The following is a 14,166-nucleotide window of genomic DNA, read 5'->3' as shown; positions in this document are numbered from 1 at the left end:
CTATGGGGCATATAAATTAACAGCTCGTCGCAGTTAATTAAGACTTTATCGCAACCTAAGTGTAGTTACATTTAAGTCAACGTACTCTTACATGATTAATGACAAGGTAACGACAGGTTACAATAATAAGAGAATGTAAATATGAAAACTTTACTCGCCACGGCAATCAGCTCTGCGTTATTACTTTCGGGCTGCTCTGAGCCAAATGTAAACGCTGACAACAAACAGCAAACTACTGCGCAAAGTGTTTCAGCGCAAGCACAACAAGCTACCAACCCATTATTAGAAAAAAGCACACTACAGTACGAAACCCCTGACTTTGCAGTCATCAAAGATGAGCATTTTTTACCTGCCTTTAATCAAGGTATGGCGCAGCAAATGGCGCAAGTACAAAACATTATTAATAACACAGCCCCTACGACTTTTGAAAACACCATCGTGGCACTTGAACAAAGTGGCGAGTTATTAACGCGTGCAAGCAGCATTTTTTACAACCTTGCGGGCTCTAACTCAAACCCAGCGCGTCGTGAGCTTCAAAAAGAACTTGCACCAAAGCTTGCAGCGCACAGAGACAACATCTTTTTAAATGATGCGTTATTTAAAAAAGTAGCCACACTTTTTGATAAAATAGACTCTTTAGCATTAACAGCGCAAGAAACACGACTATTAGACGTTTACTATAAACGTTTTGTGCGCTCAGGCGCTCAGCTTAATGATGAACAAAAGCAGCAAATACGTGATATTAACTCATCGCTATCAACCTTAACGACACAGTTTTCACAAAACTTACTTGCGCTAAGTAAAAGTAATGTTGTCATCGTAAAAGACCAAAAAGAGTTAGCTGGCTTATCGGCAGGTCAAATTGAACAATTTGCTAATGCAGCCACAGAAGCCGGCCACGAAGGGCAGTATTTAATTAAAATCACCAATACCACTCGCCAGCCTGTTTTAGCTTCATTACAAAACCGTGATTTACGCGAGAAAGTGTGGCGTGCATCTTCAGAACGCGCGCTAGATGGTGAATTTAGTAATCGCGACATTGTTGCGCAACTAGTTAAATTAAGAGCACAAAAAGCAAAGCTACTTGGCTACAACAGCTGGGCTGAATTTAGTTTAGAGTCGCAAATGGCTAAAAAACCACAAGCTGTATTTGATATGTTTGCTAGCATGGTGCCAAGGCTAACTCAAAATGTAGCGTTAGAAGCTGCCGATATTCAAGAAAAAATAAATGCATCTGCAGAGCAGTTCGAACTTAAACCATGGGATTGGTTATATTACGCCGAGCAAGTACGTCAAGATAAGTACAACCTTGATGAAAAAGCAGTAAAAGAATATTTTGAGTTTAACCGTGTATTAGAAGACGGTGTATTCTTTACCATGAATCGTTTGTATGGCATTACATTTAAGCCACGTAACGATCTACCTGTGTATCACCCAGATGTAAAAGCATATGAAGTATTTGACGCAAATGGTGAAAGCCTAGCTATCTTTTTTGCTGATTATTTTGCGCGTGAAGGTAAACGTGGCGGCGCATGGATGAGCTCGTTTGTTAAACAGTCTGGTTTGCATGGGCAAAAACCTGTTGTCGTGAATGTTATGAACATTCAAAAAGGCGCCAAAGGTGAGCCGACACTTATTAGCTACGATGAAACAACCACTATGTTCCATGAGCTTGGCCATGGCTTGCACGGTATGCTTTCAAAAGTAAAATACCCAACCTTATCTGGTACGTCAGTATCAAGAGACTTTGTTGAATTCCCGTCTACGTTTGAAGAAGATTGGGCAATGCACCCTGAAGTAATTGCTAACTATGCTAAACATTATCAAACAAGCGAGCCGATTCCGGATGAATTACTTGAAAAAGTAATTAAATCAAGAAGCTTTAACCAAGGTTTTGATACATTAGAATATGTATCTGCCGCTTTATTAGATATGGAATGGCATTCATTACCGGCAGATGCCCCACTGCAAGATATTGAAAAATTTGAGCAAGATGTTTTAACAAAACACGGCGTTAACGTGCCATTTGTGCCGCCGCGTTATAAGTCTGCATTCTTTTCTCATTCAATGGGGGGCGGTTACTCTGCAGGCTACTATGCCTACATGTGGAGTGAAATTTTAGCAGCTGACGCTTTTGCTTATGTACAAGAGCAAGGTGGCTTAAAACGTGAACTAGGTGACAAATACCGTAAAGAAATTTTAGAAGTCGGTAACTCGCGTGACCTGATGGAATCGTTTAAAGCATTTCGTGGCCAAGAGCCAGACACATCAGCCTTACTTAAACGTCGTGGTTTAACAACCACGGTTGAATAACAAGCTGTTAGTAGAGCTTGATGGCTACATAGCCATTAAGCTCTGCTTTATGCTATTACATTAAACTTCAAACGCCCCTCATGCTAAGTTCAAACCTATATTCCAAATATGGCTCATTTGCTTAGAACACCGCTTTTCGAGCAAGTAACTAATTAACTTAACTGTATCAAGATCCTTAATCGCTTGTACTTCAGCCATCGCCAACTCCTTACTCAGTTGTAATAGTAACCTGGTAGCAACCAGTGTTGTAATACTCAACAAAGTTAGTCACAAACAACGCTAAAAGCTCCTTGCCCTCTCGTTCACTCAACCAGCTCACCAGCATGTGATATACACGTTTAATCACAAAACACACATCAATCTCTTTTACTAATTCAGAATCTAACCGGCCCTGGTATGAAAAGTCAGTAATATAAACAAGCTGCCAGCTGATGGCCGGCTTTTCTAGCTTTATTTCAACTGGATGAAAGCCCCCAGCTGCTGCGCTGTAATCTTTATCACGGAAATTCAAAGTTAATCGACACACCTTGCTTAGTAATCGCATTTACAATCACATTAAACAGTGACTCTGGCACGTTTAATCCTAGCACTTGCTCTATTTTAATCGCCATGCTCAGCGAATGAATAACTGGTTTCACCCTTGATGATGTGATCGACTATAGAAACGTCAATTAAGTTAAGTGCTTGCTGTAATTTGGTAGTAATAAGCTTGTCAGCTTGAGATGGTGTACTGACGCCTGAAGCATGATTGTGCGCCAGTATTACGGAGGCTGCATTAAGCTTCAGTACCTCTTTAACGACTTCTCTAGGATAAGCACTCGCTGCGTTGATAGTGCCCCTAAATAACTCTTTGTATTCAAGTATGCGATTTTGGCTATCCAAAAACAGCACAGCAAACACCTCATGCTCAATTAACGCCAGCTTGTGCCTTAGATATTCCTCACTGTCTTTTGGACATGTTAAAGCCCCATGCCTAAATTGCTTTTGAGCGATTATGTAAGCTGCTGCTTCAAGTATTTGTTCATCACTTACAGGGTGATCAAATTCGTATAGTGACTTGTTATTTTGCATTGCTATGCCCTCTTAATGGTTGATGCAAAATAGTGATGTATATGTTTAACGTTTTTGTTTCGCCTCAGTAAAAAATTACTACCCCCGGAAAGGATATGTACTAATAACCTAACCGGAGAAATCCCATGCGTTTAATCAAATTAAAAGAAGTTTTACATATCACAGGCTTAAGCCGCTCTACTGTTTATCGCCTTATGAGCGCTGGTGGGTTCCCCATGAAAGTTGAGCTAGGTGGTAACTCTGTAGCCTGGGTAGAAAGTGAAGTTGAAGAATGGATAAGTAAAAAAATAGGAAAAAGGGACACTGCAAGTGCTGCAGCTTAAAATGCTACCCCATGCGGGGTAGCATTAATAAAAGCTACTGGCTTAATTCATAAGAAAGTCTAAAGCCTGTTTTTATACCTTTGTATTTGCCAGTACAATTTCGCGGACCCGATGCTCTTATTACATGAGTATCACCATAAAAAGAGGTCAAACTCGCTGAACGTATACTTACGCCTTCCAACAACCACTCAGCAAAAAAGTTCGAGTCTATAAACTTTAGCCCGTTTTTTTCAAAGCAAGTTAAATTGTCAGGAAAACGCAGTGTTAATGCATCAAAGTCACTCTCATTCATATATGGAGGGTGCGCAGGGTACTGCCTACCGTCAGGTGTATAAAAGGTCATATCACTACCTTTATCAAAGTTAGCATTTTTTCCAACTTCATTATCCCTAACTGCTAAGTACTCATCGTAAGCAAGTAATCTAAGTGCTACGTTTGTTTCTTTTTCTGCCCAGCTAATATAAGCCAGGACATCATAAAAAGTAGATGTAGCAGCTAAACCTTTATCACACTCACTATTTAATGGGAGTAAAGAGTCACCCTTTCTGGTAGCAAAATATTCATGGTTTTTATGTAAAAAATCATTTAGTTCATCTATGGTAATAAGCTCTGAAACCATTAGCTCTTTCTCGGCTAGCTTAATCTTTTTAAAGCCATGTAAGCGCTTATTCGAGGTGCGGCTTTCAGTAATATAATCACCAGAGGTTTCATAATAATTTTGTAATAATACATGTTGCCCAGGGTAATTTTTAGTTAAACCGCCACTAGCATAGTAATGCTGTTCTGCTAAGTGACTATCTAACTCACGATTACCTTTATAGTTAAAGTACTCCCAACGCTTGAATCGATAATCTTCAATACAGCTTGGTATATCTGCTCGTTTTAGGTAGTCACCGTATATCTGATGTGAAAAAACCTTATCTCTTTGGTTTTTAATAACAAAGTCGTAGTTGCCGTTATTGTCAGAGAGAAATATAAGGTTTTCGTTGTAAGGAATTACATTCACCCACCCACAATCACTAGCCTGAAGCCGTTTATTTAACGCTTTTGAAAAAAACTCCATTTGTTTTTTAATTAATTTAACCTCAGATTCAAGCGTGCCCTCTTCAAAATAAACTTCTACTTCTGAATCAGGGCCATAACAATAGGTATCACAAAGGTTGTCCCCGAGTAAGTTATAACAACTGGGGACAGTATTATGATTCTTAACTAATATTAGTTCTGCAGCAGTAGTTACTATTTCTTTGTGTTTAACTACAGTTGGAGTAGCGTCTTGAGCTTTACCATTAGTGATAAAGTCTATGAAACTTGGTAGGCTTGTTTTATCCACTACTCTAAAGGCTATTTTTGCTGATAAACCTTGGGATAAAAGCTGCTGTTGGCGCTCATTTAATTGGGTTATGTCATAGTTATCACGAAAAGCCTTTAAATGAATATCGTTGGTAATTATACTTTCCCAATCACTATCAATCTCAAGTGCGTTATTTAGCTCTATCATATCCCAAGCTAGAACGCCTGAAAAATCAAAGTCGTGCCCAGTAAATAATTTACTCGGCATAGGCCCTTTTGAGTAAAACAGCCTTTCAGATACTTGCTGGTGGGTAAATTGTGTGTAGCCTAGTTGCATTCCACGGTGTTTATGCTCAAGTAAATTAACTCGTTTATGCAAGTTATGCTTTACCATAAATGGCTTAAGCTTTTCTTCAAACTCATTTGCGTAGTTGGCAAAGCCCCCCTTAATACCGAGGCTTTTAGCTAGTATATTAAGCCTTGTGGTAGAAGATATTTTTTCTCTGTCTTTAATAATTTTTTTAGCTGAGTATTTTAAATTCTCTGGTGTTAAACCAGTTACAGGCAGTATATGAAATTTTTCTAGAGGGATGTATGTAGTTGGAACTGAGGTATTGTTTTTCATTCTATAACCTTAAAGAATAGTTAAAGCCCCGTTGTATATTTTTAACGGCGTACTTCCGGCTACTAAGTCCAAGAATGAAGTGTATATCGTAGGTGTCATGTAAAACGATTTGAGTGCTTTGTTTTGTAAGAAGTACATTACAAACCGCAGGTAAGCCCCTACCCTTGGAACGCAATCTATTATGAAAGTATTTATTAGTCAATGAATTTTTTAAGAAATCAATGACTAATAAAAGTGATGTCAATTCTTTAGCGTACTTTACTAACAGTAACTTAGAGTCAAAACTTGGCTTAAACCCCTTTATGATGTCTTTAGCTTAACGCTATTTCTTTGAAATTAAAATACTATTATTGTTAAATCGATTCTCTAGATTGGTTTGAGTCACATCACCCCTAAAGCCCTAAATTTTTCCATTTGAGTATTAGCCCACAGATCATCGCCACTAACTTTACGATATACCTTTAAATAAGCTACGGCCTTAGTGACCTTATAATCTTGGTGCTCTTTTAATTCATCGAACGCGACTTTAATTTGTTTTACTGCATCTGCTTTGTTTTTTTCGTCATACTTCCAGTCAAAAACATCTTTAAACTGAAGTACTTTATCTTCATATTTAAACTGTTGGTCTGGATGGTGAATACGGAAAGTTTCCAAAAATAGAAACTTCGCCACTTCTTCAATAATTTCGTTTTTATTACTAACGTTATCTTTGGTTTTGGTATAAACGGTTTCATGAAAATCATCTAAACCATCCATCAAACGCTGGTACATTTCACGGGACCAATAATAAGTAGTGTCACGCTTGATTTGCTTGTAGTTATTTATTTCGTTAACACTTGGAATTTGGTCCACTTCCATTGGTGGAAAGTCCATTTCAAAGAACTTTTCATTTTTACCATCGGTTACGTGGATAAATTTAGGGAACTCATGTTCATCTAATACTCCAGCGGCTTCAATGGCAGTCATTTCTACATTATCTACACCCACTAACTGCCAATGACCTTCTGGCAATACCCATAACATTACCCGGTGAGTAGGCTCACCATTATTGTCTTTACCGTAAACTAAACTGACTTACTGCTCTTCGCTACTAACCTTTAAATTAGCTTGTTGATCAAAACCTTTAGCAGCGTAAGCGGTGCTTTGCAATTCAAGCGTAGCCAGTACTTGGGCTTTTAGCGCTTCGCCTTGGTCTAACTTATCTTGCTCTGCTTTAGTAAGTTTCTTTGTTTTTGTTTCTTCAGTCATGTTTGTCTACTTATAAATTTGTTATGTTATTGCGTGATTGCTGCTAGCGTTATAATTAGGCTCGGTAAAGAATGGCTCGGCCACCAATCACATTCATATTCGGGTGTCTTTTTGCAATGGCCAACAACTGTGGGCCACTGGTTTTAAATTCTTTTAACTGCTGTATTAACTTATCTGTTGGTAACGGCTTGTTGGCTTCTTTTAATAGTGATTCAAGTGCTAGATCCAAGGTAATTTCAACTTTCCCCATACTGATTTGGGTTTCACCAGACTCAAGATGAGTAACGGTAAACTCAGGCAATACCGCTAGAAACAAAGCCAGTTGCTCTGGCAACCATTCCAGCTGTTTAATTAACTTATTATGTTCTCGCATCAATTCACTCAGCATCATGGGTACTGTGAGTTGATGTTTAATATCGTTTAACAGTTGCGTTGCTAACATATTCATTACTCAAATAAATTTAAGTTATTAGGCTGGCTGTTGTTTGAATCAACCTTTTGAGCTGAGGCTAATGTATTGGCAAGCCAAGGTTCAGCACCTGATTGCAACTTAAGTGGAATGGCCCCGTTATTTAACAGCACAATATTGCCACTGGCGTCTGATTGCTGTTTAACAAACAAAGGCACCCATTGGTTTTCATTATTCTCTTTAGCTCCAGCCCAAGTTCCACCTTTGCCCTCATCAGAACGTACTACTAATGCAGCATTTGCGGCGGTATAAATGTATTTATTACGGGCCATGGCATTACCAACACTAAAACCAGCTTCAGGGTAAAAACTTGAGATTAACACTAGTTGTTCATTTTGTAGGTGTTTGCGCCATTTGCTTGCAGTAGCCGCCTTTAAAAGACTATCTGCCATAATGCCAATAGCTGTACCACCTGCATTAAGCGAAGCCAACATAGCGGTTTCATCAGCACCTCTTGCTGCCCCCGATACAATGTTAATATTCTCCTGGGCGGCTTGTATTGCGATATTTTGAGTAAACTCTTCATCAATATTATCAATACCTCGCGAGCCAATAACGGCTAAACCACCTTTTTGAAGTAGTGCCTTATTGCCAACACCGAAAAATACCGGTGGTGAAATATGACGAAGTTGCTTTTTAAGTAGCTGAGGGTATTCGCTATCTTGTCTGGTGATGACCCAAACACCTGCACGTTGCCATTTCTCTAGCGCTAAACCCATAGCTGCTTTGCGGCCTAAAATCTCAGATAGGCGATCAGCGGTAATTTTGCCTTTAGGATCTTTCCATTTAGACAGCACCTCATCAAACTGATGAAACAACGAACTAGGTGTGAAATTAAATTCATGTAGCCAACGAGCAAAACGGCCATACTCTATGGCGGTTAGTGGGCGAGCCTCATCTTTTTTAGGCTTACTAAAAAAAGTTGATAACAGCAAAACTGCTTGTGTATTTTCGTTATATTGGGTGTTTTGAGTATTCAATTTATCACTCTTTAATTTGATTTCGTTGACATAATAGCCATTGGAAATACTGGGCCACTTGCTTCACGCCTTAACAATGCTGCAATTACCGCAAACGTCCAACCTGAATCTGACGCATCATCAATAAGTAATACCGGCTCGCCTACATGTACATTTTGAACAGCGAAAGCCCCATCAAGGTTTTTACACCGGAAATCGCTATTTTCCATGCGCTTTTGAGGTAATGTTTGATTTACTTTGACTACAGCTTCAACACATTCTAAACCAAGTTTTTGTGCTACTAACTCAGCAAAGTCTTTTACTAAATTCGGATAGTTTTGCGATGGCACATAAGTTACCCAAGTAGGCATAGGATTTGGCTGCCAGCGTTCGTTTATCATCTTCACACAGGCGTCGGCTAATTTAGGGTCGAAAACATGATCGCGTTTACCAGCAGCGGCTATTTCGCCCCAACCAGCTTCTCCCCAATGACATAGTGCAGCGCCAGGCTCATGTTCTAATGCGCCAAATTTATAGCCAAAGTCATACACCGGAAATCTTTCAGCCGCTTGAGCATGTCCATTACCTACTTGTTTTTTAGGTTCAATTTCAATCATGGTATTACTCAAAAATTCGAAAGCTTGTTGTCCTAATTCTTGTGGATATGTCGTTTCAAACGCATTATCAGGATCACAGTTAGCACATTTTCCACATGGAGCTGCGAGGGTATCGTCAAGCGCAGAGGCTAATACTTGCATTAAACATTGGTCACTTTGAAGGTAAGCTTGAATTTCTTGCCACTCACCTGTTTTTCTATTTGATAAACGTTGGATTATTTCTGTCGGTAATGAGTAATTATTAATCGTACGCTTGTATAAAGAGCCTTCCTTAACTATCGGTGTTGGGTATTCAGCTAATAGAAACTTTAGCGCAGCTTCTATTTTCATAGGTGCAAAATTTAGCTGTGCTTCCAAATCAGCTTTTTTAAGGCCGTCACAACTGTCTTCTTCGAGTAGAGCGAGTAAATCACGAACTAACTCTTCTTTAGGGAACGCCTCCCTAATAAAGTAGTTTTGGATTTCTTCGTCTTCATCGCCAGACAGTAATACACCATAAGCATCATTAATACTCCGGCCCGCTCGGCCTACTTGTTGGTAATAGCTAACAACTGATCCTGCACTTTGATAGTGAATGACGAAAGCTAAATCACCTTTATCAAAGCCCATACCTAAAGCTGATGTGCTAACTAATACTTTAATTTCGTTATTTAGTAGTTGTTGTTCTAGCTGCTCTCGTTTTATTGCACTTTCAGCACCAATTAGGCCTGGAATTCTGCCAGCGTAACCTTCTGCGGCAATTCCACAACTTCGAAGCCATGCTGCAACAAGAAAGGCGTCATTGATAGTTGTTGCGTAAACAATACCTGTCCCTTCAATTTGTGGAATAGTATGGGCAAGCCAAGCTAAACGCTTTGAACGTTTGTCTAGATGTATATTTTGAAGGTGAATTGATTCTCGTGTTAGTTGCCCACGCAACAAATACACCTGTTGACCTTCAACGTGTAATTGTTCTACAACATCTCTAACAACTCGCTCGGTAGCTGTAGCCGTTGTGGCGAGTACTGGAGTATCGGCAATGTTCCCAAGCACTCTTGAGATCCGTCGATAATCAGGTCTAAAATCATGCCCCCAGTCTGAGATACAATGCGCTTCATCTATAACAAAAAAACCAGGGTTAGATGGTATTATAACGTTGTCTATAAACTCCTGGTTAGCCAATTGCTCAGGCGCTATGATTAATGCATCTAAATTACCGACTAAAAATTGAGCTTTGTTAACATCATTTTGTTCACGGCTTTGAGAAGAGTTAACCGTTCCGAGTGCAACACCATATTTTGCAGCTGATTCAATTTGGTTGCGCATTAAGGCCAGTAAGGGAGAAATAATAATTGTAGGGCCATGACCTTGCTCACGCATCATCTTAGTTGAGATGAAGTAAACCGAGCTCTTACCCCAACCAGTACGTTGCACACATATCAATCGGCAGCGTTGATTTACAATTGCATCAACAGACTCCCACTGATGCTCATGAAAATTAGCTGTTGGGCTTCCAACACCTTGCCTTAATAATTCCAGCGCTCTTTGCTGATTCATGGTTAATTCCTTTTATTTGACGTTAAGTAAATCATTTAGTTTGATTTTATCTATGTACACTCCAAATGTATATCAGCTACCTAATTGTTTTCAATAATAAAGAACCTAATTGCCGTGTATTAAATGGATTTCCGTTACTATTTAAAATTGAAACCCCTAACTCTTTAGCAATATCACGTAAATAGGGTTTACTTGGCGTTACGAGCTCATCATTCAAAAGCACTTCAATAGTACCGTTTTCAAGTTCAACTAATTTGTAGTTATTCCATATAGCTTCTTTTACATTTAGTAATTTACGTGGCTTAACCGGTGTATTTATTAACTTACTCATAGCTATAGCGCTCTTACCTGTTGGCCCAATATTCATGAGTAGTTTTGCTTGTTCAACAGTGGTATCTAATAAGGTTTCAACCTGCATTTCCTCAGTGTTTATTTTCAAAATAATAATGCGGTCAACCAACGCTAACGTATTTGTGTTAAAGCTTATATGGCCGCTTAACCCCATTTTAGCTGTTGTTTTTACTGATATCCGCTCACCACTACTTGATACAACATCGTACCCTGCCTGATTAACCTAAGTTGCCATACGTCCATTAGTTATAAGTGCGGCGTACAGTTCCCCTATTCTACCGGTTAAATGTCTTAGCTCTATTGCAGGCACATCTCAGCTTAACTCCCTTTCTAGCCAGCTCATTGCCTCACCCAGTGATGGAATGATTTGCATTTGTGTTAAAGCCATTTTATATCCTTATTTTATCTACTAACCAACTTTTAAAAGATGCTTATGCCCTGACACCGACAATGTACCCTGAGATGCTTTGCCTATATGATCGCTCCACCAATTCATTAGCTCTCTGCGTTTTTCTATGTATTCAGCTCTATTATAAGCAGAACGAACTTGGTTTTTATCAACATGTGCCAGTGCAGCTTCTATTATATCTGGATTAAACTCATGCTCATTTAATGTGGTGCTACCAAGCGAGCGCAAGCCATGGCTTACTAGGCGGCCTTCAAACCCCATTCGTTTTAGTGCCATATTAGCTGTTTCATTATTGATATGATTTCTCGGGTTTCTGTCTGATGGAAAAACAAAATCTCTGTGCCCTGAAATTGGTTTTATTGCCTCTAATAACTCTATAGCTTGTTGTGATAACGGTATGACATGCTCTCTTCGCTTTTTCATACGTTCAGGGGGGATAGTCCAAAGTTTATTCTCAAAATCAATTTCATCCCAACGAGTACCGGCTGCTTCACCTGGGCGGGTAAGAGTATGTAACTGCCATTCAATCAAAAAGCGAGTTACTCGTTTAATCGACGCCGTTGCAAGCGTTTGCATCAATTCAGGCAGCTCTTCAGGTTTTAACGAAGGCATGTTTTGCTTTTGTGGCTTTTTTAATGTTTCTTTAATTCCAGCAAGAGGGTTAGCTTGAATATAACCACTATTAACTGCGTAAGTAATAACTTGGTTTAATCGTTGACTCAGACGCTTAACTGTTTCTAGGGTGCCTTTTGCCTCTATAGGCCTTAATATTTTTATTACTTGGGGTGCGTTAATTTTGCCAATTGGATATTTACCAATAACCGGTAAAACATAGTTATTTAATGAGCGCCAAATATCTTCACCATGAGCTTGCGTAAAATCAGGCTTTTTAACCTCGAACCACTCTAAAGCCACTTTATTTAGTGTTAACTCTTCTTGAGCCCGTTTAAAAGCTAAAGTTTCATCCCTATGCTCTTTTGGATCAGTCCCTAAAGCAACTAGTTCTCTAGCTTGTTGCGCTAACTTTCTGGCATTTACAATAGATACATCGGGGTACTTGCCTAATCCCATGTTGACACGCTTTTTTGTGATTGGATGGTAGTAATTAAAGTTCCAGAGCTTAGAGCAACTCTTTCTAACTTTTACTTGTAGGCCGTTACCATCAGATAAAATTATATCTTTATCCTCTGCTTTTACTTTTTTAACGCTGTATCGGTAAGCTGCTTCGCTAATCTTGCCATAAAAAATAAACCCTACTCCAATTTAGCATTCTTTATTATGGCAGTTTATTAAAGGAATACCATTTTAGATACTAAAGCTTTGAGCTTGGGTGAAACAGCATGGGACGGGGTAAACGCTAAGCTATTGATTTAATATTGTTCTAGGCACAAAAAAAGGACGCTAAAAAGCGTCCTAATATAGAATAATGGTGGAGGAAGAGGGATTCGAACCCTCGTTAGGGATTAACCTAAACACACTTTCCAGGCGTGCGCCTTCAGCCACTCAGCCATTCCTCCACGGTGTTGCAGTGCAACAGCGCGCTATAGTATGAAATACACTTGCTTGGTGCAAGGCCTTTTTAACATCACGCTTTTAACTGCTCAATAATCAAACTAACTCTTCATAAGCAAATAAAAAAGGCGATACCTGAGTATCGCCTTTATCTAATGCGTTATATTGCCATTTATTACTTTGCCATGTTGGCTGTAAAGTCTAACATGCGATTAAGTGACTTGAGCGCGCCTTCGCGTAAGTCCATATCTACAAATACTTCTTTACCGCTGGCATCAATCAGTGCTTCCTCAATCGCTTGTAAGCCGTTCATTGCCATCCAAGGGCAGTGAGCGCAAGTTTTGCATGTAGCGCCGCTACCAGCCGTTGGCGCTTCAAAAAACTCTTTCTCTGGGCATAGTTGCTGCATTTTATAAAAAATACCGCGATCGGTGGCTACAATAAACTTTTTATTAGGCATAGTTTGTGCCGCTTTAATTAGCTGGCTTGTTGAACCAACCGCATCTGCCAGCGCTACTATTTCAGCAGGTGACTCTGGGTGAACCAATACACCTGCGTCTGGGTGTAGGGCTTTCATATCTTTTAAGGCTTTGGTTTTAAATTCATCGTGTACGATACATGCGCCGTTCCACATGATCATATCGGCGCCGGTATTTTTTTGAATGTAGCTACCTAAATGCTTATCTGGGCCCCAAATAATTTTTTCGCCTTGCTCATCTAAGTGCTCTACTATTTCAAGTGCACACGATGAGGTAACTATCCAATCAGCACGCGCTTTAACCGCGGTAGAGGTGTTAGCGTATACCACCACTTTACGATCTGGGTGTTGATCACAAAATGCTGAAAACTCATCCACAGGGCAACCAATATCTAACGAACAGGTTGCTTCTAGCGTTGGCATGACAACTGTTTTGTTTGGCGTTAAAATTTTAGCGGTTTCACCCATAAAACGTACGCCTGCGACGATGATCATGTCGGCATCGTGGCGAGCACCAAAGCGTGCCATTTCTAGTGAATCGGCTACACAACCCCCTGTTTCTTCGGCAAGTGCCTGAATTTCAGGATCAGTGTAATAATGAGCAACAAGTACTGCGTTTTTTTCTTGCAGTAGTTGCTTAATACGTGCTTTATATTCGCCTTTCTCGTCTTTAGTTAACGGCGCTGGCTTAGGAGGAAAGATATAACCTTCAGGCATAATAGTTTGAGCTAGACTCATGTTCTCGACCACTTCATCTACAGTGCATTAATTACGGCAAATTATACGAGAATACGCAGGTAAATAACAGCTATCTGGGCATGCTGTTTATAAATAAAAATAACAAACTAATTTAAATGTGATAAGGGAAATGTTGAGATTTTTTAGAAGTGGTGGGTCATGATGGACTTGAACCATCGACCAATGGATTAAAAGTCCACTGCTCTACCAACTGAGCTAATGACCCG

At 39.6% G+C, this 14,166-nt stretch carries 13 protein-coding genes, 2 tRNA genes and 1 pseudogene; 2 read left to right on the top strand and 14 right to left on the bottom strand.

Translation table 11 applies throughout. From position 1 onward, the window contains the following. Positions 1–141 precede the first annotated feature (141 nt). The gene (locus tag MTN97_RS14940; RefSeq protein WP_248474763.1) at positions 142–2,313 is read left to right on the top strand and encodes a M3 family metallopeptidase; all 2,172 of its coding nucleotides are present in this window, start codon (positions 142–144) and stop codon (positions 2,311–2,313) included. A gap of 81 nt (positions 2,314–2,394) precedes the next feature. Here the strand turns inward: MTN97_RS14940 and MTN97_RS14935 are convergent. From MTN97_RS14935 to radC, 3 genes and pseudogenes are all read right to left on the bottom strand, one after another. Continuing rightward, positions 2,395–2,511, bottom strand: a pseudogene (locus MTN97_RS14935) (site-specific integrase); the annotation flags it as partial. Positions 2,512–2,521: 10 nt separating this feature from the next. Then, on the bottom strand, positions 2,522–2,857 hold the full coding sequence (locus MTN97_RS14930) for a DUF2787 family protein (RefSeq protein WP_248474762.1): 336 nt from the start codon (positions 2,855–2,857) through the stop codon (positions 2,522–2,524). Between the two features lie 56 nt (positions 2,858–2,913). Then, positions 2,914–3,384, bottom strand: a complete 471-nt coding sequence (radC, locus tag MTN97_RS14925) for a RadC family protein (RefSeq protein WP_248474761.1) — start codon at positions 3,382–3,384, stop codon at positions 2,914–2,916. Between the two features lie 125 nt (positions 3,385–3,509). Here radC and MTN97_RS14920 point away from each other — a divergent pair, with 125 nt between their 5' ends. Beyond that, complete coding sequence (locus MTN97_RS14920; protein WP_248474760.1) at positions 3,510–3,707, top strand: helix-turn-helix transcriptional regulator; 198 nt, start codon at positions 3,510–3,512, stop codon at positions 3,705–3,707. Between the two features lie 34 nt (positions 3,708–3,741). On the opposite strand, the gene MTN97_RS14915 is transcribed toward MTN97_RS14920, so the two are convergent. The 11 genes from MTN97_RS14915 to MTN97_RS14865 all read right to left on the bottom strand — a co-directional run bounded on the left by MTN97_RS14915 (position 3,742) and on the right by MTN97_RS14865 (position 14,165). Further along, on the bottom strand, positions 3,742–5,622 hold the full coding sequence (locus MTN97_RS14915) for a hypothetical protein (protein WP_248474759.1): 1,881 nt from the start codon (positions 5,620–5,622) through the stop codon (positions 3,742–3,744). A 381-nt stretch (positions 5,623–6,003) separates the two neighbouring features. Beyond that, positions 6,004–6,645, bottom strand: a complete 642-nt coding sequence (locus MTN97_RS14910) for a hypothetical protein (RefSeq protein ID WP_248474758.1) — start codon at positions 6,643–6,645, stop codon at positions 6,004–6,006. 51 nt (positions 6,646–6,696) lie between these two features. Continuing rightward, a complete protein-coding gene (locus MTN97_RS14905) occupies positions 6,697–6,870 on the bottom strand; it encodes a hypothetical protein (RefSeq protein ID WP_248474757.1) in 174 nt (57 codons plus the stop codon). A 55-nt stretch (positions 6,871–6,925) separates the two neighbouring features. Further along, complete coding sequence (locus MTN97_RS14900) at positions 6,926–7,312, bottom strand: hypothetical protein (RefSeq protein WP_248474756.1); 387 nt, start codon at positions 7,310–7,312, stop codon at positions 6,926–6,928. A gap of 5 nt (positions 7,313–7,317) precedes the next feature. Further along, a complete protein-coding gene (locus MTN97_RS14895) occupies positions 7,318–8,319 on the bottom strand; it encodes a DNA-processing protein DprA (protein ID WP_248474755.1) in 1,002 nt (333 codons plus the stop codon). Positions 8,320–8,330: 11 nt separating this feature from the next. Then, positions 8,331–10,451 (bottom strand): RecQ family ATP-dependent DNA helicase, encoded by a 2,121-nt coding sequence (locus MTN97_RS14890; RefSeq protein ID WP_248474754.1) that lies wholly within the window; start codon positions 10,449–10,451, stop codon positions 8,331–8,333. Between the two features lie 76 nt (positions 10,452–10,527). Then, a complete protein-coding gene (locus tag MTN97_RS14885) occupies positions 10,528–10,956 on the bottom strand; it encodes a hypothetical protein (protein WP_248474753.1) in 429 nt (142 codons plus the stop codon). Between the two features lie 255 nt (positions 10,957–11,211). Further along, positions 11,212–12,444, bottom strand: coding sequence for an integrase domain-containing protein (locus MTN97_RS14880; protein ID WP_312842965.1), 1,233 nt, complete (start codon positions 12,442–12,444; stop codon positions 11,212–11,214). 194 nt (positions 12,445–12,638) lie between these two features. Next, positions 12,639–12,728: transfer RNA gene (locus MTN97_RS14875), tRNA-Ser, on the bottom strand. A gap of 170 nt (positions 12,729–12,898) precedes the next feature. Then, positions 12,899–13,939 (bottom strand): quinolinate synthase NadA, encoded by a 1,041-nt coding sequence (nadA, locus tag MTN97_RS14870; protein ID WP_248474752.1) that lies wholly within the window; start codon positions 13,937–13,939, stop codon positions 12,899–12,901. 150 nt (positions 13,940–14,089) lie between these two features. Beyond that, positions 14,090–14,165 (bottom strand) — tRNA-Lys (locus MTN97_RS14865). Position 14,166: the final 1 nt, after the last annotated feature.

The sequence above is a fragment of the Pseudoalteromonas sp. 2CM36K genome (genome assembly GCF_023161865.1).
Taxonomy (GTDB): domain Bacteria; phylum Pseudomonadota; class Gammaproteobacteria; order Enterobacterales; family Alteromonadaceae; genus Pseudoalteromonas; species Pseudoalteromonas tetraodonis.
Note: the sequence above shows the minus strand (reverse complement) of the source record. Positions and strands in the feature narration are given on the sequence as shown.

Coding starts and splice junctions, on each gene's coding strand:
- MTN97_RS14915 (WP_248474759.1), bottom strand. CDS start 5,622: ATGAAAAACAATACCTCAGTTCCAACTACATACATCCCTCTAGAAAAA.
- radC (WP_248474761.1), bottom strand. CDS start 3,384: ATGCAAAATAACAAGTCACTATACGAATTTGATCACCCTGTAAGTGAT.
- MTN97_RS14905 (WP_248474757.1), bottom strand. CDS start 6,870: ATGACTGAAGAAACAAAAACAAAGAAACTTACTAAAGCAGAGCAAGAT.
- MTN97_RS14920 (WP_248474760.1), top strand. CDS start 3,510: ATGCGTTTAATCAAATTAAAAGAAGTTTTACATATCACAGGCTTAAGC.
- MTN97_RS14910 (WP_248474758.1), bottom strand. CDS start 6,645: ATGTTATGGGTATTGCCAGAAGGTCATTGGCAGTTAGTGGGTGTAGAT.
- MTN97_RS14890 (WP_248474754.1), bottom strand. CDS start 10,451: ATGAATCAGCAAAGAGCGCTGGAATTATTAAGGCAAGGTGTTGGAAGC.
- MTN97_RS14930 (WP_248474762.1), bottom strand. CDS start 2,857: ATGCGATTACTAAGCAAGGTGTGTCGATTAACTTTGAATTTCCGTGAT.
- MTN97_RS14900 (WP_248474756.1), bottom strand. CDS start 7,312: ATGTTAGCAACGCAACTGTTAAACGATATTAAACATCAACTCACAGTA.
- MTN97_RS14940 (WP_248474763.1), top strand. CDS start 142: ATGAAAACTTTACTCGCCACGGCAATCAGCTCTGCGTTATTACTTTCG.
- MTN97_RS14885 (WP_248474753.1), bottom strand. CDS start 10,956: ATGGGGTTAAGCGGCCATATAAGCTTTAACACAAATACGTTAGCGTTG.
- nadA (WP_248474752.1), bottom strand. CDS start 13,939: ATGAGTCTAGCTCAAACTATTATGCCTGAAGGTTATATCTTTCCTCCT.